We start from the raw sequence: 17138 nt of genomic DNA on the forward strand, positions 1-17138 counted from the left end.
CGCGCCGCCGGTCGCCGCGATCACGACGGACCGGCCGTCGGCACGGTGCCGCCCTGGACGGGCACCCGCCGCGGGGCCGCCCGGGCCGGCTCGGGGACGCCGAGCGGGATGTCCGGCACCGCCCGGATGCAGTCGCCGGGCGGCGGCAGCACCGGCTGCCAGTCGTGCACCGAGAGCGCGTCGACCAGCGCCCGGACCATCACCGGGTCGAACTGGCTGCCCGAACAGCGCTCCAGCTCGGCCATCGCCTCGGCGACCGGCCGGCCGCGGCGGTAGGAGCGGGTGGAGGTCATCGAGTCGAAGGCGTCGGCGACGGAGATGATCCGGGCGAACTCGGGGATCTGCTCGCCCACCAGCCCGCTCGGGTAGCCCCGGCCGTCCATCCGCTCGTGGTGGTGCAGGATCCCCGCGTGCGCCTCCCCGAGGAAGGCGATCCCGCGGACCAGCTCGTACCCGTGCACCGGGTGCACCTCGACGGCCCGCCGCTCGACCTCGGTGAGGGGACCGTTTCTGCGCAACAGTTCGGTGGCGACCCCGAGCTTGCCGACGTCGTGCAGGATGCCCGCGAACCGCAGGGTGCGCAGCCGCTCGGGCTCCATGCCGAGCTGATCGGCGATCAGCACCGCGGCCCTGCCGACCCGTTCGCTGTGCCCGCGGGTGTAGGCGTCCTTGATCTCGACGGCCTGGACCAGCGCCTGGACGGTGGCCTGGTGGGCGTCCCGCTCGCGGTGGCCCTGGGCGAACACCCAGGCCGAGATGGAGAGCGGCAGCAGTGCCAGCAGCGCCGCGAAGGCCCCGTAGGGGCCCTGCCAGAGCACCGCGACCATCAGCCCGCCGGCCGCGTGCACCAGCACCGGCAGTCCGATCGCGGCGGCCGGGCCGCGCAGCAGCACGGCCGGCTGCCGGCCCTCGGCCAGGACCAGCATGCCGCCCACCAGCACGCCGTTGACCAGGCAGAACACGGCGAGCGCGGCGAATCCGGGCAGCAGCGCGGCCGGGAACCGGGAGCCGAGCAGCAGTTGCGGCCCGGCTAGCAGGTGGAAGACCACCGAGGAGGCGAAGGCGGAGAGTGCGAGCTGGGAACCGTTCCAGCACTGCCGCCGCCGGCCGTCCGGTTCGACGGGGCCGAGCAGCGAGGGCATCACCGCGACCAGCGCGGCGGCGGCCGGCGGCAGCATCAGCACCCCGGCGAACAGCACCGGGAAGAAGGCGTTGGCGCACGACCGGGCCGGGGCCCGGTCGGGCAGCGGCCGGCGCAGCAGGGTGCGGACCAGCCTCAGGCAGGGCGTGGGCAGCCCCTGGGCGAGCGACTCCCAGCACCCGTGCAGGAAGGCCAGCAGCCCGACCTTGGGCCAGTCGACGGGTGCGCCGAGCCAGCGCGGCACACCCGGCGGGAGCGGTGCGGCCAGCAGCGGCAACAGGCAGCAGACCGCCGCCAGGGGGACGGCCGCCAGGTAGCGCGCCGCGCCCGGGGGCAGGTCCGCGTCTCCACTGTCGGTAGCGATCTCGACCTCCCCGCGTCCTGGCCCGCTCTGCGCTCAGCGCGCCGGGGCAACCGGCGGTGAGTGTCCGTCAGGAGGATAGGCCGCCGTTCCGGCGCAGCGACGCATGATCGCGGAATGCCGCAGTTGGCGCACCGCCAACTCACTCGAACGAGTGACGGCGCACGCAAGCAGAAAGGGGGCGGCCCCCGGAGCACGTGCTCCGGGGGCCGTCTGGTCCCCAGGTGAACCGTCCGCCGTACGACGGGCGGGCCCGCTCACTCCGCCGGAGCGCCCGCCTCGACCGGGGTGCCCGGCCTGGCCGCCGGCTCGGCGGTCTCCTCGGCCGGGGCCTTCCGGCCCTGCCCGGCCTCGCCGTGCGCCTCGACCGTGGGGTCGACGGCGACGACCGCCTCTCCGGACCGCTGCCCGGCCCGGATCGAGTCGATCCTGGCCAGCACCTTGCCGCGGAGGTCGGCCGGGGTGTCGTCGCACCCGCAGCAGCGCTTGATCAGCGCCTTGATGGCCTGCTCGAGCCCGTACTTCTCCAGGCACGGCGAGCACTCCTCGAAGTGCACGCGCAACTTGGCGTAGTCACCCTCGGCCATCTCGTTGTCGAGGAATTCATAGAGGTGGTCGAGGACCTCGCCACACTCGGTGTCGTGCGGATCGCCGCAACTCATGAACCCGAGCCCTTCGCTTCCTGCCCTGCCCCGCTGCCGGCCGGGACCAGCCCGCGCTCACGGGCGTAGTCCTCCAACATGCCGCGCAGCTGCCGGCGGCCGCGGTGCAGTCGGGACATCACCGTACCGATGGGAGTACCCATGATGTCCGCGATCTCCTTGTACGCAAAGCCCTCTACGTCCGCGAGATAGACGGCGATGCGGAATTCCTCCGGGATGGCCTGGAGGGCGTCCTTCACGTCGCTGTCCGGGAGGTGGTCGAGCGCCTGGGTCTCCGCCGAGCGCAGACCGGTCGACATGTGCGACTCGGCCCGGGCCAGCTGCCAGTCCTCGATCTCCTCGGCGGCGGTGCGCTGGGGCTCCCGCTGCTTCTTGCGGTACGAGTTGATGAACGTGTTGGTGAGGATGCGGTACAGCCAGGCCTTGAGGTTGGTGCCCTCACGGAACTGGTGGAAGGACGCGTACGCCTTCGCGAACGCCTCCTGGAGGAGGTCCTCCGCATCGGCCGGGTTGCGGGTCATCCGCAGCGCCGCCGAGTACATCGGATCCAGGTAGCCCAGGGCGTCGCGCTCGAAGCGCTCCCGCCGGGCCTCCTCGCTCTCCTCCGCCGACACCCGGAAGGTGTCCTCACCGATCGCCTCGGCCAGCTCCTCACCGGTGAGCGCCTCCCCCGCGGGCAGGCTCTCCTCCGGGCCCCGGCCCGGCTCGGCCTCGTGCTCGGTCCCGACGACCGGACCCACCTCCTCGCCATGGCGGGCGCGACCCACCGCGGGCCGCCCCGAAATGGAGGATATCGGGCTGACGGGCTTCTCGCCCGCGACAATCCAGTCGGACCACGCAGGGGCGAAGGCCGCGGCGGCCTCGCGCTCCTCCGGCCGCTCGGGGCACGCGATCGAACCCATCTGTGCTGCCTTCCACCCGGACTCAAGCTGACAGGGGTGTCAACCACGGCGACAGCGCCCGCATTCCCGCCCTCCGGCGGCTTTTCACCCGCACGGGTGAGGGCGCGGCACCGGCCCGTCCGCGCTGCCCGGCGGTGCGGCTAGACCAGCCCGAGCACCCAGTCGCCGACCGCCCCGGTGATCAGATCCAGCACCTCGTCCTGCCCCACCGGCGCCCGCTTCGGCACGTCGAAGCCGTGGTTCCCGTACGGCAGCGGCACCAGCGTGTGCCCCGCCGGCAGCTCCGGGAACTCGTCCGGGCCGCCGAACGGATCCGCCGCTCCCTGCACCACCAGCGTCGGCAGCCCGGACTCCAGCAGCTCCTCCGCCCGGCTCTTCTCCGGCCTGCCCGGCGGATGCAGCGGGAAGGCCAGCGCCACCACCCCGGCCGCGCCGGTCGCCGCGCCCGTCCGGCAGGCCACCCGGGCCCCGGCGCTGCGCCCGCCGACCACCAGCGGCACCCCGTGGCCGGCCAGCAGTCCGGCGACCGGGGTCCAGGCCGCGTCCAGCGTCTTCGGCGCGGGCCCGAGGCGCTTCCCGGCCACCCGCCAGGGCTGCTCGACCAGCGCCACGGTGATCCCCCGGGCCGGCAGCGCGGCGGCCAGCGCCACCAGGTCGCGCGCCCCGATCCCCCCGCCGGCGCCGTGCCCGAGCGCCACCACCGCCCTCGGGGCGGCCGCGCGGTGCCAGGTGATCCGGGCGTCCCCGGCGGGCGTCGGGACGAGTTCGGTGGTCATCGTGCAGGTGCTCCAGGGGAGTTCAGAACAGCGTGGTCTCGTACTCGGGCTCGTCCCACGGCCGGGTCAGCTCGGGGCCGTTGTTGCGGATGCTGCCGACCGCCGGTGAGACCGGGGTGGCCAGCAGGGCGCCGGGCCGCGGGGGTATCAGCAGCCGGCGCAGCTCGTCCGGGTCACTGAGCCCCGGGTCCAGCCAGTCGTCGAAGGACGCCCGCTCCAGGAAGAGCGGCATCCGCTCGTGGATCGGGGCGAGCAGCTCCTCGGCCTCGGTGGTGACGATCGTGAAGGTCACCAGCCAGGCCTCCGGGTGGCCGGCGGGCACCGTCCGGTTGCGCCAGAACTCGTACAGCCCGGCCAGCGCCAGCGGAGCACCGTCCGCCCGGGAGACGAAGAAGGGCTTCTTCTTCGGCTTGCCGCGCTCGCCGGGCAGCGTCTGCCACTCGTAGTAGCCGTCGACCGGCAGGATGCACCGCCGGGACGCGAAGGCCTGCCGGTACGAGGGCTTCTCGTGCACCGTGTCCGAGCGGGCGTTGATCATCTTCACCGCCGTCTCCGGCGACTTCGCCCAGGCCGGCACCAGGCCCCAGCGCAGCACCCGAAGCTGCCGCACCGGCGCCGCCTCCCCCTTGGGCACCCGGTCCAGCACCACGAAGGCGCTCCCGGTGGGAGCGACGTTCCAGCTGGGGGCCAGCGTCTCGGCCGGGTCCCACTGCCGGACGCCGAAGAGCTCCAGAAGGTCCTCGGGCTTGCTGCTGGAGGCGAAGCGACCGCACATGCCGTCAGCTTGCCATGCCCCCGTTCTCACCACTTCCTCATCCAACGGAGCGAACCGCGGCCTCCCGCCCGGCCGTCCCCGCATGGGAGGCTGCCACCCCCGGCGACCGCGACGCGGCCGGCCCGGGCACGGCCGGACGGAGGCGGAGAGGGACATGGACGTACAGAACATCGGCGAGGTGTGGGACCGCGTCACCGGCACCCAGCCGGGCCCGCCCGGCTGGCTCGCCCTGGCCGCCGGCGCCGCCGCCCTGCTCCTGGTCACCGTCCGCCCGCTCTGGCGGATCGCCCGCAACGCCGTGACCATCGCCCACGAGGGCGGACACGGCCTGGCCGCGCTCGCCACAAATCGCAAGCTGGCCGGCATCCGGCTGCACTCCGACACCTCCGGCCTCACCCTCTCCTACGGCCGCCCCACCGGCCCGGGCATGGTGCTCACCGCCGCCGCCGGCTACACCACCCCGGCCCTGCTCGGCCTCGGCTGCGCCGCACTGCTCGCCACCGACCGGATCACCCTGCTGCTCTGGCTGGCCATCGCACTGCTGCTGGCCCTGCTGGTCCGGATCCGCAACGCCTTCGGCTTCCTCAGCGTCCTGCTGGCCGGCGCCGCGTTCTTCCTGGTCTCCTGGTTCGGCACCGCCGGGGTACAGGCCGGCTTCGCCTACCTCGGCACCTGGTTCCTGCTGCTCGGCGCGGTCCGGCCGGTCCTGGAGCTGCAGCACCAGCGCCGGCGCGGCCAGGCCCGCGACTCCGACGCCGACCAGCTGGCCCGGCTCACCGGCGTCCCCGGCCTCGCCTGGATCACCCTCTTCCTGGTCACCGCCCTGGCCTGCCTGGCCCTCGGCGCGAGCTGGCTGCTGCCCACGGGCTGACCGCCCGGAGGCGAGCGGGCGAGTCACCGTCCCGCCATCCGGCCGCCGCGCGGACAGTTCCCGCACGGCCCCTAAACTTGCCCCATGACCGAGACCCTGTGGCCCGCCCCCGTCGCGACCACCCCTGTTGACGCCACCGTCACCATCCCCGGCTCCAAGTCGGTCACCAACCGGGCCCTGGTGCTGGCGGCGCTCGCCGACGAGCCCGGCTGGGTGCGGCGCCCGCTGCGCAGCCGCGACTCCCAGCTGATGGCCGACGGCCTGCGCGCCCTCGGTGTCGGCATCGAGGAGCAGGTCAACAACGACGCCGGCGGCACCGGCGGCGGCGAGGCCTGGCGGGTCATCCCCGCGCCCGCGCTGCGCGGCCCGGCCTCGGTGGACGTCGGCAACGCCGGAACGGTCATGCGCTTCCTGCCCCCGCTGGCCGTCCTCGCCGACGGCCCGGTCCACTTCGACGGCGACCCGCGCAGCTACGAGCGCCCGCAGCACGGCGTGATCAACGCCCTGCGCGCGCTCGGCGCCCGGATCGACGACGGCGGCCGCGGCGCCTTCCCGCTCACCGTGCACGGCACCGGCGCGCTGGACGGCGGCCCGGTGGAGCTGGACGCCTCGTCCTCCTCCCAGTTCGTCTCCGCCCTGCTGCTGTCCGGCGCCCGCTACAACCAGGGTGTGGAGGTCCGCCACGTCGGCGGCCCGGTGCCCTCGCTGCCGCACATCCGAATGACGGTCGAGATGCTGCGGCTGGCCGGCGCCCAGGTCGACGCCCCCGAGGACGGCGGCGAGAAGGACGTCTGGCGGGTCACCCCCGGCGCCCTGATCGGCCGCGACATGGTGGTCGAGCCGGACCTCTCCAACGCTGCGCCGTTCTTCGCCGCCGCGCTGGTCACCGGCGGCCGGGTCGCCGTCCGCGACTGGCCGAAGCACACCACCCAGCCCGGCGACCAGCTGCGCGACATCTACACGCAGATGGGCGGCGTCTGCGAGTTCACCGACGAGGGCCTGCAGTTCACCGGCACCGGCCGGATCCACGGCATCGAGGCCGACCTGCACGACGTCGGCGAGCTGACCCCGGTGATCGCGGCCGTCGCGGCCCTCGCCGACACCGAGTCCCACCTCTACGGCATCGCCCACCTGCGGCTGCACGAGACCGACCGGCTGGCCGCGCTCGCCAAGGAGATCAACGACCTCGGCGGCGACGTCACCGAGACCGAGGACGGCCTGCGGATCCGCCCCCGCAAGCTGCACGGCGGCATCTTCCACACCTACGAGGACCACCGCCTGGCCACCGCAGCCGCGGTGATCGGCCTCGCCGTCGAGGGCGTCCAGGTGGAGAACGTGGCCACCACGGCCAAGACCCTGCCGGACTTCCCGAAGATGTGGGACGAGCTGCTCACCGGGACAGTGGCGGGCGGCTGAGCGGGAGACTGGGCACATGCGCCGCTACGGCAAGGACGCCGACGAGGACGACATCCGCAACCGCCCCGCACGCCGGGGATCCCGGCCGCGGACCCGGATCCGCCCCAAGCACGAGGACGCGGCCGAGGCGATGGTGCTCACCGTCGACCGCGGCCGGCTGACCTGCCTGCTGGACGCCGGGACGAAGCAGGAGCGCGAGATCGTCGCCATGAAGGCCCGTGAGCTGGGCCGCAAGGGCGTCGTCGTGGGTGACATCGTCAACATCGTCGGCGACCTATCCGGGGACGCCGACACCCTGGCCCGGATCGTCCGGGTCGAGGAGCGCAGCTCCGTCCTGCGGCGCACCGCGGACGACGACGACCCGTACGAGCGGATCGTCGTCGCCAATGCCGAGCAGCTTGCCATCGTCACCGCGCTGGCCGACCCGGAGCCCCGGCCCCGGCTGATCGACCGCTGTCTGGTGGCCGCGTACGACGCCGGCATGGAGCCGCTGCTGGTACTCACCAAGTCCGACCTGGCTCCGGCCGGGCCGCTGCTGGAGTCCTACGCCCCGCTCGGCATCAACTACGTCGTGACCCGGCGGGACGAGCTGGCCACCGAAGGCGCCGAGGCGGTCCGCGCGCACCTGCGCGGACGCTCGACGGTCTTCATCGGGCACTCCGGGGTGGGCAAGACCACGCTGGTCAACGCCCTGGTGCCGCTGCACCAGCGGAGCACCGGGCGCGTCAACGCGGTGACCGGCCGCGGCCGGCACACCACCGTCTCGGCGCTGGCGCTGCGGCTGCCGCCGCCCCCTGGCGCCAAGCCGGGCTCGAAGAAGGCACTCGACCCGGGCTGGGTGATCGACACCCCGGGGTTCCGCTCCTTCGGCCTCTCGCACATCGACCCGGCCCGGGTCATCCACGCCTTCCCCGACCTGGAGCCGGGCACCACCGAGTGCCCCCGCGCGTGCAGCCACGACGAGCAGGACTGCGCGCTGGACGCCTGGGTGGCGGACGGCCACGCCGATCCCGCCCGGCTCTACTCGCTGCGCCGCCTGCTCGCGAGCAAGGAGGGCGAGGGCGACTGACCGCGGGCGGCCCCGGCCGATTTCGCGCGTTCGAGGTGTCGGAGCGGGCCAGCCTGGTGATCATAGGAAAGTCGGGCCGGATCACCGCCCGACCCGTCGATCGACAGGGAGAGCAAGCGATGGCATGGGCCCTGGTGATCCTGGCCGGCCTCCTGGAGACCGGCTTCGCGATCAACCTCAAGCTCAGTGACGGTTTCACCAAGCTCTGGCCCACCATCAGCTTCTGCGTCTTCGCCCTCAGCAGCTTCGGTCTGCTCACCCTCTCCCTCAAGAGCCTGCCGGTCGGCCCCGCGTACGCGGTCTGGACCGGCATCGGTGCGGCCGGCACCGCGATCTACGGCATGGTCTTCCTGGACGAGACCACGTCGGTGCTCAAGCTCGTGTCGATCTCGCTGGTGATCGCCGGCGTGATCGGACTGCAGCTCAGCGGCTCGGCGCACTGAGTCCCGCCCGCCCGCCGACGGACCGGGCTCGGCCGGCTCCGGGCCGGCTTCGGCTCGGGGAGCGGGCGGGGCGGCTTCCGGCGCTCGGGGGCGCGGCTTCGGGGCGGCCCTTCGACTCGCGGCGGAACGTTTCCGTCCGCTCCGCGAGCCCGACTGGGCCGATCCGGGCGGGCTCGCTAGGGTCTTGGACATGGCCGACTACCACGACGATCTCCGACTCGCCCATGTCCTCGCCGACTCGGCCGACTCGGTCACCCTGGAGCGCTTCCGCGCCCTCGACCTGAAGGTCGAGACCAAGCCCGACCTCACTCCCGTCAGCGACGCCGACAAGGCCGCGGAGGAGCTGGTGCGCGGGGTGCTCCAGCGCGCCCGGCCGCGCGACGCGGTGCTCGGCGAGGAGTTCGGCCTGCAGGGTTCCGGCCCGCGCCGCTGGGTGATCGACCCGATCGACGGCACCAAGAACTACATCCGCGGCGTGCCGGTCTGGGCCACCCTGATCGCGCTGCTGGAGGACGGCCCGGACGGCGTCGAGCGCCCGGTGGTCGGCATCGTCTCCGCCCCCGCGCTGAACCGCCGCTGGTGGGCGGCCAAGGACCTCGGCGCCTTCGCCGGCCGCAGCCTGGCCAAGGCGAGCCGGATCCACGTCTCCGGGGTCTCCCGGATCGAGGACGCCTCGTTCTCCTACTCCTCGCTCTCCGGCTGGGAGGACCGCGGCCGGCTCGACCCGTTCCTGGACCTCACCCGGGCCTGCTGGCGCACCCGCGCCTACGGCGACTTCTGGTCGTACATGATGGTCGCCGAGGGCGCGGTGGACATCGCCGCCGAGCCCGAGCTCTCCCTGTGGGACATGGCCGCCAACTGCGTCATCGTCGAGGAGGCCGGCGGCCGCTTCACCGGCCTGGACGGCGTCCCGGGCCCGGGCGGCGCCGACGCGGTGGCCTCCAACGGCCTGCTGCACGACGAGGCGCTGCGCCGCCTCAGCGTCTGACACTGCGCCTCGCCCGCCCGGCCCCGGACGGAACGGGCGGCCCGGCGCCCCCCGGACATGGTTGCGGGCCCGTTCCGACCGGTCATCCGGCCGGGACGGGCCCGCTGCTCATCGGGGTGCCGCTACTGCTGCTTGCGCAGCTCCCGCACCGCGGCCTCCAGCCGCAGGCCGTAGTCGGCGTCGGCCTTGCGGAAGTTCTCGACCGCCCGCTCGACGATGTCGTCGCGGTCGGCCGAGACCTTGGCGATGAAGCCGGCCAGGTTGGTGATCAGGCGCTGCTTCTCGTCCTCGGAGAACAGCCGGTACAGGTTGCCGGCCTGCACGAAGTCGTTGTCCTCACTGTGCGAGGGTGCCTCGTGGGTGCCGGTGGCGCCGGTGACGGCGGTCGGGGCCCAGAGCGGACGGCCGGTCTGGACCGGGCCGCCGAAGGTGTTGGGCTCGTAGTTCTTCTGACGGCCGTGACGGCCGTCGTACAGGTAGCCGTCGCGGCTGTTGGTGCGCGCCTCGGTGGCGTGCGAGCGGTTCACCGGCAGGTGGTCGGCGTTGATGCCGACGCGGTAGCGGTGGGCGTCGGCGTAGGCGAACAGGCGGCCCTGGAGCATCTTGTCCGGGGACGGGCCGATGCCGGGCACGAAGTGTGCCGGGGAGAAGATCGACTGCTCGACCTCGGCGAAGATGTTGTCGGGGTTGCGGTTCAGCTCCAGCTTGCCGATCTCGATCGGCGGGTAGTCCGCGTGCGGCCAGACCTTGGTCAGGTCGAACGGGTTGAAGCGGTACTGGGCCGCGTCCGCCGCCGGCATGATCTGGACCTGCACCGTCCAGCTCGGGAACTCGCCGCGCTCGATGGCCTCGCGCAGGTCGCGCTGGTGGCTGTCCGGGTCCTCGCCCGCGAGCTTCGCCGCCTCCTCGGCCGTCAGGTTCCTGATGCCCTGGTCGGTCTTGAAGTGGTACTTGACCCAGAAGTGCTCGCCGGCCTCGTTCTGCCACTGGTAGGTGTGCGAGCCGTAGCCGTTGAGGTGGCGGTAGGTGGCGGGGATGCCGCGGTCACCAAAGAGCCAGGTCACCTGGTGAGTCGACTCGGGCGAGAGGCCCCAGAAGTCCCAGACGTTGTCCGCCTCCTGCGAGCCGGTGTACGGGTCCCGCTTCTGGGTGTGGATGAAGTCGGGGAACTTGACGGCGTCCTTGATGAAGAACACCGGGGTGTTGTTGCCGACGAGGTCGTAGTTGCCCTCCTCGGTGTAGAACTTCAGCGCGAAACCGCGCGGGTCGCGGACGGCGTCGGCGGAGCCGAGGTTGCCGGCCACGGTGGAGAACCGCAGGAAGGTCTCGGTCTGCTTGCCGACCTCGGAGAGGAAGCCCGCCCGGGTGTAGGCGGTGACGTCGGCGGTCACCGTGAAGGTGCCGTACGCCGCCGCGCCACGGGCGTGCACCACGCGCTCCGGGATGCGCTCGCGGTTGAAGTGCGCGAGCTTCTCGAACAGCTGCTGGTCCTGGATCAGCGCCGGACCGCCGATGCCGGCGGTCTCGGTGTTCTGGTTGTCGGCGACGGGGGCACCCGCCTCCGTGGTGAGGGTGGGGCGCAGCTCGTCCTGGGTCGTCATAAGAGGGTGCCTCCGCGTGGTCCGGTCCGTGACGGACTCGATCCTAACTTGGACTTTGTCTAAGTCAACACTGGAACCAGACTCGGAGTGTCACTTACCCTGTCCCCATGAGTGACCTGCTGGAACGACTTCGCGGCCGCGGATGGCGGCTGACCTCGCAGCGCCGGGTCGTGGCCGAGGTCCTCGACGGGGAGCACGTCCACCTCACGGCGGACGAGGTGCACGCCCGCGCCGTGACGCGCCTGCCCGAGATCAGCCGCGCGACGGTCTACAACACGCTCGGCGAGCTGGTCGGCCTCGGCGAGATCCTGGAGGTCGCCACCGACGGCCGGGCCAAGCGCTACGACCCCAACGCGCACCACGCCCACCAGCACCTGGTCTGCTCCGGCTGCGGCGCGATCCGTGACGTCCACCCGCTGGGCGACCCGCTGGCCGCCCTGCCCACCTCCGAGCGGTTCGGCTTCACGCTCTCCGGCGCCGAGATCACCTACCGGGGCCTCTGCCCGGACTGTGCGAACAGGGCCTGACGCACCGCCCGGCCCCGCACGTCACGCACCGTCCGTCGCGACACCCGGCCCCGCACGTCACGCGCGCCCGTTACGCGCTCAACTCCGCGTGGAGCGCGCCCAGCAGCCGCCCGGCGCGCTCCGCGACCTCGGCCGGGCCGTAGTCCGCGGCCCGCCGGCACCAGTTCTCCGCCTGCACCGGCTCGCCCCGGCGCAGCGCCAGCAGGGCCAGCCGCAGCGCCGCCCGGCCGTGACCCGCGTCCGCGGCCCGCGTGTACCAGAGCATCGCCTCGGCCTCGCTGTCCTGCCGGGCCAGCAGCAGGCCCAGGTTGAACGCCGCACTGCGGCTGCCCGCCTCGGCCGCCCGCCGGTACCAGCTCTCCGCGATCTCCAGCGCCCCGCGCTCCGCCGCCCGCACGCCCATCCGCACCTGCGCCCGCCGGTGGCCGGCGTCGGCCGCGACCGCGTACCAGTGCTCGGCCTCCTCGTCGGCGTCGCCGCGCCGGTCCAGCACCGAGGCCAGCCGGAACGCGCCCTCCGCCGAACCGCCCGCCGCCGCCTGCCGGTAGCGCTCCAGCGCCCCCGCCAGGTTGCCGCGCTGCTCCTGGACCACGGCCAGCTGGAGCGCCGCCTCGCCGTGCCCCTCGGCGGCGGCGCGCGCGTACCACTCCTGCGCCTGCCGGTGCTCGCCGCGCCCGGCGTGCAGGACGCCCAGGTTGAAGGCGCCGTCCACACTGCCGGCCTCGGCGGCCTTGGAGAACCACGGCTCGGCGCCGGACTCGTCGCCACGCTGGAGCAGCACCACGGCCAGCGCGTTGCAGGCCTCCCGGTGACCGGCGTACGCGGCGCGGCGGTACCACTGCTCGGCCTGCTGGTCGCGGCCGGCACCGGCGCAGAGCAGGCCGAGGTTGAAGGCGCCGTTCTGGTCGCCGGCGTCCAGCGCGCTGCGGTACCAGCGCTCGGCCTCGGCGGCCTCGCCGCGGGAGGCGTGCAGCGCACCGAGGGCGTTGGCGGCGTTGCCGTCACCGGCCTCGGCGGCCTCCTGCCACCACTCGGCGGCGGCGGTGACGTCCCCGGAGTCACGCAGCAGGAAGCCCAGCGCGCAGGCGGCACGCGGCTCGCCGTTCTGCGCCGACTGCCGGTACCAGCGGGCGGCCTCGTCGAGCAGCGACTGGTCGGTGCGGGCACGCTCCTCCAGCAGCACACCGAGCCGCAGCGCGGCACGGGCGTGGCTGCGGGCGGCGGCGGTGCGGTACCAGGTCTCGGCGGTCTCCTTGTCCCCGGCGGCCTCGCGCATCCGGGCCAGCCGGTAGGCGGCCTCCCGGTGCCCGGCGTCGGCGGAGACCTTGAACCAGCGCTCGGCGCGCACGTCGCGCCGGTGCTCCATCAGGTCGCCCAGCGCGTAGGCCCCGAGCGGGTGGCCGTGGTCGGCGGCGAAGTGCAGCCAGTATTCGGCGGCCTCCTCCTCGCCCTGGTCGCGCAGCTGGAGGCCGAGGGCGTGCGCGGCGGGCGCGCTGCCGGCGACCGCGGCCTGCCGCCACCACTGGGCGGCCTCGGCCCGGTGGCCCTGCTGGTGCAGCAGCACGCCGAGGTTGTTGGCGGCGGCGCGCAGCCCGGCGGCGGCGGCGCTGCGCAGGTACGGTTCGGCGTCCTCCAGGTCGCCGCGGCGCAGCAGCAGGGTGCCGAGGCGGCCGGCGGCGTCCGGGTCGCCGTCGTCGGCGGCCTGACGGTGCCGGGACTCCAGGGCGGCCTGCTCGCGGGCGGCCAGCGCGGTCTCGAAGCTGGCGGAGTCGAATCCCGCCGCGTCGGGGGCGGCCGGGTCGCGGCCGTCCTCCCCGTCGGCGGCTTCGGTCATGGCGCCGTACGGGCCGATGGCGGCGGCGAACTGACGGGCGGAGACGTGCACCAGGCTGTCGGGGCCGTAGCCGCCGGAGGGCCGGCGCTCGGTCAGGCCACTGGTGCGCTGGGCGGGCAGTGCGCCAGGGTGGTTCTCGGGGCTCTCCGCCCAGGCGTCGGTGTCCGCCTCGGTGGCCGCAGCGGGCTTGGCTCCTGGTCCGTTCCTGCCGATCAGCCTCATGCCGACTCCCGCTCCCCCAGAGTGCCGCGGCATTTGCCCCCGGCCTTCGGCCGGGGGGACCCCCAGGGGACGCGCCGGATCCGACGGCCGATCAGCAGCCGTGCACCGTCCCCCACGTGTCCCATCGTCGCATCACCCGCAACCCGCGTACACCTGCCCCGGCCGATTTCGGCGAGGCGGAACCAAAGCCGACGAAATTGCTTCGACGCTTTGTCGATTTCCCGACACTTCGGCCCCACAAACCCCGATGCCGGCGTCGTTGGCGACGGTCGATACTACCGGAGCGGACCCACACACCCCCGGGGAAAACGCCAGAGGCCCGGAGGATGATCCTCCGGGCCTCTGCTGCTACTGAGTAGCGGGGACAGGATTTGAACCTGCGACCTCTGGGTTATGAGCCCAGCGAGCTACCGAGCTGCTCCACCCCGCGTCGGTAGTTGAACTGTAGCACGGTCGCGGGATGGGACAGAAATCAGCCCTCGCAGCTCACAGGCTCGGGCGGCTCAGGGGCCGGTGGTCGGCGTGGCACTCGGCGAGCCGGTCGCTGTCGCCGACGGCGTGGCCGCCGGGGAGAGTCCGGCCTTCTGCTGGGCCACGGCCAGCGCCTTGGCCGCGTCGCTCGCCGCCTTCTGCGCCTGACCGAGGGCCACCAGGTCACCGGCCTTGAGGGCGTTGTCGACGTCGTTCTGCGCCTTCACCACGTCCGCGATCGCCTTCTGCAACTCGGGCGTGACGGTGGCCCCCGGCGCCGGGGTGGTCGGCGTCGTCGGGTTGGTCGGCGTGGTGGGCGTCGTCGGGTTGGCCGGCGTGGTGCCGGGGGCGGTGGGCGTGACCGGCGCACCGGTCACCGCGCCGCCGAGGACCTTGGCCAGCGCCTTCTCCAGGTTGTCCTCCACGGCCACGACGGCGTTCTCGTTCCCGTACGTCGCCAGCACCTTCTTCAGCACCGGCACCTTGGCGCTGCGGCCGATCAGGTACACCGGCTCGACGTTGAGCAGGCCGCCGCCGACCGGCAGGGTCAGCAGGTTGCCGTACTCGACGTCGGAGTCGGTGCCGGTCTTCAGCAGCGTGAGCTGGTTGGCGACGGTCGGATCCGAGTTGAACTTCGCCTGGACCTGCTTCGGCCCGAGCGCCCCGGAGCCGGTCGGCATCTTGGCGATCCGGATCTTCCCGTAGTCCGGGCCGGGGTCGGCGCTGACCGACATGAAGGCGGCCAGGTTGTCCCGCCCGCTCGGCGCGAAGCTGGTGGTGAGCGAGAAGGTCGCCGCCTGCGCCGCGGGCATCCGGACCGTCAGGTAGTACGGCGGCTGGACCTCGTTGGTGTTGGTGGTCGGGTCCGCCGGCACCTGCCAGATGTCGGTGCCGTTGAAGAAGCCGCCGGCGTCGGTCATGTGGTACTCGGCGAGCAGGTCGCGCTGCACCTTGAACATGTCCTGCGGGTACCGCAGGTGCGGCATCAGCGTGGCCGGGATGTCGGCCTTCGCCTTGACGGTGTCCGGGAACGCCTTCATCCAGGTCTTCAGCACCGGGTCGCTCTCGTCCCACTGGTAGAGCGTCACCTCGCCGGTGTACGCGTCCACGGTGGCCTTGACCGAGTTGCGGATGTAGTTGACCTTGTTGGAGGCGGTCAGCAGCTCACCGCGCTGGTTGGTCAGCGAGTCCTTGGTGGCGTCGCCCAGGGTCGTCTTGGACGAGAAGGGGTAGCCGTCCGAGGTGGTGTAGCCGTCCAGCACCCAGACCAGCCTGTTGTCCTGCACCACCGGGTAGGGGTCGGCGTCGATCGACAGCCAGGGGGCGACCTTCTCCACCCGCTCCTTGGGGGTGCGGTCGTAGATGACCTTGGCGCCGCCCTTGATCGCGTCCGAGTAGAGGATCTGCGGCTCGGCGAACTTCACCGCGTACGCGGCCCGGGTGAGCGGGTTGGCCAGCGAGACACCGCTGCCACCGTCGTAGGAGAAGTGCACCGGGGTGCCGTCCTCCGCGGTGTAGTCGATGTCCTGGTACCCGCCGCCGACGATCGAGTACGTCGACGTCTTCTCGCCGTAGTAGACGCGCTGCTCGTACGGGCCGAACGCGCCCTTGGTCGGCAGCGCGGACTCGGTGTAGACCGGGTTGCCGTTGGCGTCGACCTGGTTGCCCTTGGCGGCGATGAGGCCGTAGCCGTGGGTGTAGTTGAAGTGGTCGTTGATCCAGTTCCGCTGGATTCCGTTGAGGTCCAGCTCACGCACGCCGAGCACGGTGTCCTGGGCGCCGTACCGGTCGACGTCCAGCGACTTGGGGAAGGCGTAGTACTTCCGCAGCGCCTGGTTCTGCTGGAAGGTCGGGCCGACCACGTTCGGGTCCAGCAGCCGGATGTCCGCGATGGTCTGGGCGTCCGGCTTCAACGCGTCCGCGTTGGTCGCGTTCCCCGGCTCGTACGTGGTGACCTCGCTGTCCGCGATCCCGTACGCCTTCCGCGTCGCGTCGATGTTCTTCTGGATGTACGGCGTCTCCTTGGCCTGCTCGTTCGGCTTGACCTGGAACTGCTGCACGATCGCCGGGTACACGCCGCCGATCAGCACCGCCGAGAGCACCATCAGCCCGAGGCCGATCAGGGCCGGGGCCCAGGTGCGGCGGACCGGGGTCAGGAAGAACAGCACCGCGCAGATGATCGCGACGAAGAACAGGATGGTCTTGGCCGGCAGGAACGCGTTGGCGTCCACGTAGCGCAGGCCGGTCCAGCCGGTGACGCCCTTGTACGAGCCGGTCTTCACCGCCAGCGCGTACCGGTCCAGCCAGTACGCGACCGCCTTCAGCAGCACGAACACGCCGAGCAGCACCGCCAGGTGGCCCTGCGCGCCGGCACTGGCCCGGCGGCCCGGTCCCTGCAGCCGCAGGCCCCCGTACAGGTAGTGCACCAGCACCGAGGCCAGCAGCGAGACGATCACCGCACTGAACGCGAAGCCCAGCAGGAACTCGTAGAACGGCAGCTCGAAGGCGTAGAACGAGACGTCCATGCCGAACTGGGCGTCCTTGACGCCGAAGGACGTCTCGTTGGTCCAGAGCAGCCACGTCCGCCACTGGCCGGACGCCGCGGCGCCCGCCACCAGGCCGATCACCAGCGAAACCCCGATGAGCGCCCAGCGCTTGAACGGCGCCAGCCCGGATCGGTAACGGTCCAGGCTCTGCTGCTCCACCGACATCGCCGACAGCGGCGGCCGCAGCCGGTGCGCCAGCCAGACGTTGAAGCCGACGATCACCGCCATCAGCAGGCCGAAGACGGCGAACAGGCCGATCTTCGTCCACAGCTGGGTGGTGAACACCGAGGAGTAGTGGACCGACCTGAACCAGAGCCAGTCCGTCCAGAATCCGGCGAACATGACGAACAGCAGGAAGAGCACCGCGAGTACGCCCAGGGTCAGCAGGAGCACCCGCGCGCGCCGGGAGGGCGGGCCTACCCTGCGCCGGAATCCCGGCCCTGAGCGTTCCGGCATCTGGAATACCACGGGGCACCTCAGCTGTGTCGTCTGGAATCGGTCGGTCGTCAGTGCAACTTAACCAGGCTTTAGCC

General features: G+C 72.8%; 14 protein-coding genes and 1 tRNA gene. 6 read left to right on the forward strand and 9 right to left on the reverse strand.

What is annotated here, in order from left to right:
- Nucleotides 1–20: 20 nt before the first annotated feature.
- The 5 genes from OG286_RS15425 to OG286_RS15445 form a co-directional block, all read right to left on the reverse strand.
- Complete coding sequence (locus OG286_RS15425; RefSeq protein ID WP_396320758.1) at nt 21–1418, reverse strand: HD-GYP domain-containing protein; 1398 nt, start codon at nt 1416–1418, stop codon at nt 21–23.
- 341 nt (nt 1419–1759) lie between these two features.
- Nucleotides 1760–2164: a mycothiol system anti-sigma-R factor gene (gene rsrA / locus OG286_RS15430; protein ID WP_405361299.1), complete on the reverse strand. Its 405-nt coding sequence runs from the start codon at nt 2162–2164 to the stop codon at nt 1760–1762.
- Complete coding sequence (locus OG286_RS15435) at nt 2161–2904, reverse strand: sigma-70 family RNA polymerase sigma factor (protein WP_374105976.1); 744 nt, start codon at nt 2902–2904, stop codon at nt 2161–2163. The genes rsrA and OG286_RS15435 overlap by 4 nt, the downstream gene beginning before the upstream one ends.
- 302 nt (nt 2905–3206) lie before the next feature.
- A complete protein-coding gene (locus tag OG286_RS15440) occupies nt 3207–3842 on the reverse strand; it encodes an alpha/beta family hydrolase (protein WP_396320756.1) in 636 nt (211 codons plus the stop codon).
- Between the two features lie 22 nt (nt 3843–3864).
- On the reverse strand, nt 3865–4617 hold the full coding sequence (locus OG286_RS15445) for an SOS response-associated peptidase (protein ID WP_396320755.1): 753 nt from the start codon (nt 4615–4617) through the stop codon (nt 3865–3867).
- Between the two features lie 154 nt (nt 4618–4771).
- Here OG286_RS15445 and OG286_RS15450 point away from each other — a divergent pair, with 154 nt between their 5' ends.
- The 5 genes from OG286_RS15450 to hisN all read left to right on the forward strand — a co-directional run bounded on the left by OG286_RS15450 (nt 4772) and on the right by hisN (nt 9404).
- Nucleotides 4772–5488, forward strand: a complete 717-nt coding sequence (locus OG286_RS15450; protein ID WP_396320754.1) for a M50 family metallopeptidase — start codon at nt 4772–4774, stop codon at nt 5486–5488.
- An 84-nt stretch (nt 5489–5572) separates the two neighbouring features.
- The gene (gene aroA, locus OG286_RS15455; protein ID WP_396320753.1) at nt 5573–6904 is read left to right on the forward strand and encodes a 3-phosphoshikimate 1-carboxyvinyltransferase; all 1332 of its coding nucleotides are present in this window, start codon (nt 5573–5575) and stop codon (nt 6902–6904) included.
- 16 nt (nt 6905–6920) lie between these two features.
- Entirely contained in the window at nt 6921–7973 is a 1053-nt protein-coding gene (rsgA, locus tag OG286_RS15460) for a ribosome small subunit-dependent GTPase A (protein ID WP_396320752.1), read from the forward strand.
- Between the two features lie 119 nt (nt 7974–8092).
- Nucleotides 8093–8416, forward strand: coding sequence for a DMT family transporter (locus OG286_RS15465; protein ID WP_396320751.1), 324 nt, complete (start codon nt 8093–8095; stop codon nt 8414–8416).
- Between the two features lie 190 nt (nt 8417–8606).
- Nucleotides 8607–9404 carry a histidinol-phosphatase gene (gene hisN, locus OG286_RS15470; protein WP_396320750.1) on the forward strand — a complete coding sequence of 266 codons (798 nt, stop codon included), beginning with the start codon at nt 8607–8609 and terminating at the stop codon, nt 9402–9404.
- A gap of 122 nt (nt 9405–9526) precedes the next feature.
- Here hisN and OG286_RS15475 read toward each other — a convergent pair whose 3' ends face one another.
- On the reverse strand, nt 9527–11005 hold the full coding sequence (locus OG286_RS15475) for a catalase (protein WP_396320749.1): 1479 nt from the start codon (nt 11003–11005) through the stop codon (nt 9527–9529).
- Between the two features lie 107 nt (nt 11006–11112).
- On the opposite strand from OG286_RS15475, the gene OG286_RS15480 reads away from it, so the two are divergent.
- The gene (locus tag OG286_RS15480; RefSeq protein WP_396320748.1) at nt 11113–11532 is read left to right on the forward strand and encodes a Fur family transcriptional regulator; all 420 of its coding nucleotides are present in this window, start codon (nt 11113–11115) and stop codon (nt 11530–11532) included.
- A 70-nt stretch (nt 11533–11602) separates the two neighbouring features.
- Here the strand turns inward: OG286_RS15480 and OG286_RS15485 are convergent, their stop codons facing one another.
- From OG286_RS15485 to OG286_RS15495, 3 genes are all read right to left on the reverse strand, one after another.
- Nucleotides 11603–13588, reverse strand: a complete 1986-nt coding sequence (locus tag OG286_RS15485) for a tetratricopeptide repeat protein (protein ID WP_396320747.1) — start codon at nt 13586–13588, stop codon at nt 11603–11605.
- 356 nt (nt 13589–13944) lie between these two features.
- A tRNA-Met gene (locus OG286_RS15490) sits at nt 13945–14018 on the reverse strand.
- 73 nt (nt 14019–14091) lie between these two features.
- Nucleotides 14092–17061, reverse strand: a complete 2970-nt coding sequence (locus OG286_RS15495) for a UPF0182 family protein (protein WP_396320746.1) — start codon at nt 17059–17061, stop codon at nt 14092–14094.
- Nucleotides 17062–17138: the final 77 nt, after the last annotated feature.

This window comes from Kitasatospora sp. NBC_00039, assembly GCF_045160625.1.
Lineage (GTDB): Bacteria > Actinomycetota > Actinomycetes > Streptomycetales > Streptomycetaceae > Kitasatospora.

Excerpts from the sequence above, each read along its gene's own strand:
- rsrA (WP_405361299.1), bottom strand. The coding sequence starts at position 2,164 with ATGAGTTGCGGCGATCCGCACGACACCGAGTGTGGCGAGGTCCTCGAC.
- OG286_RS15440 (WP_396320756.1), bottom strand. The coding sequence starts at position 3,842 with ATGACCACCGAACTCGTCCCGACGCCCGCCGGGGACGCCCGGATCACC.
- OG286_RS15445 (WP_396320755.1), bottom strand. The coding sequence starts at position 4,617 with ATGTGCGGTCGCTTCGCCTCCAGCAGCAAGCCCGAGGACCTTCTGGAG.
- OG286_RS15450 (WP_396320754.1), top strand. The coding sequence starts at position 4,772 with ATGGACGTACAGAACATCGGCGAGGTGTGGGACCGCGTCACCGGCACC.
- aroA (WP_396320753.1), top strand. The coding sequence starts at position 5,573 with ATGACCGAGACCCTGTGGCCCGCCCCCGTCGCGACCACCCCTGTTGAC.
- rsgA (WP_396320752.1), top strand. The coding sequence starts at position 6,921 with ATGCGCCGCTACGGCAAGGACGCCGACGAGGACGACATCCGCAACCGC.
- OG286_RS15465 (WP_396320751.1), top strand. The coding sequence starts at position 8,093 with ATGGCATGGGCCCTGGTGATCCTGGCCGGCCTCCTGGAGACCGGCTTC.
- hisN (WP_396320750.1), top strand. The coding sequence starts at position 8,607 with ATGGCCGACTACCACGACGATCTCCGACTCGCCCATGTCCTCGCCGAC.
- OG286_RS15475 (WP_396320749.1), bottom strand. The coding sequence starts at position 11,005 with ATGACGACCCAGGACGAGCTGCGCCCCACCCTCACCACGGAGGCGGGT.
- OG286_RS15480 (WP_396320748.1), top strand. The coding sequence starts at position 11,113 with ATGAGTGACCTGCTGGAACGACTTCGCGGCCGCGGATGGCGGCTGACC.
- OG286_RS15485 (WP_396320747.1), bottom strand. The coding sequence starts at position 13,588 with ATGAGGCTGATCGGCAGGAACGGACCAGGAGCCAAGCCCGCTGCGGCC.
- OG286_RS15495 (WP_396320746.1), bottom strand. The coding sequence starts at position 17,061 with ATGCCGGAACGCTCAGGGCCGGGATTCCGGCGCAGGGTAGGCCCGCCC.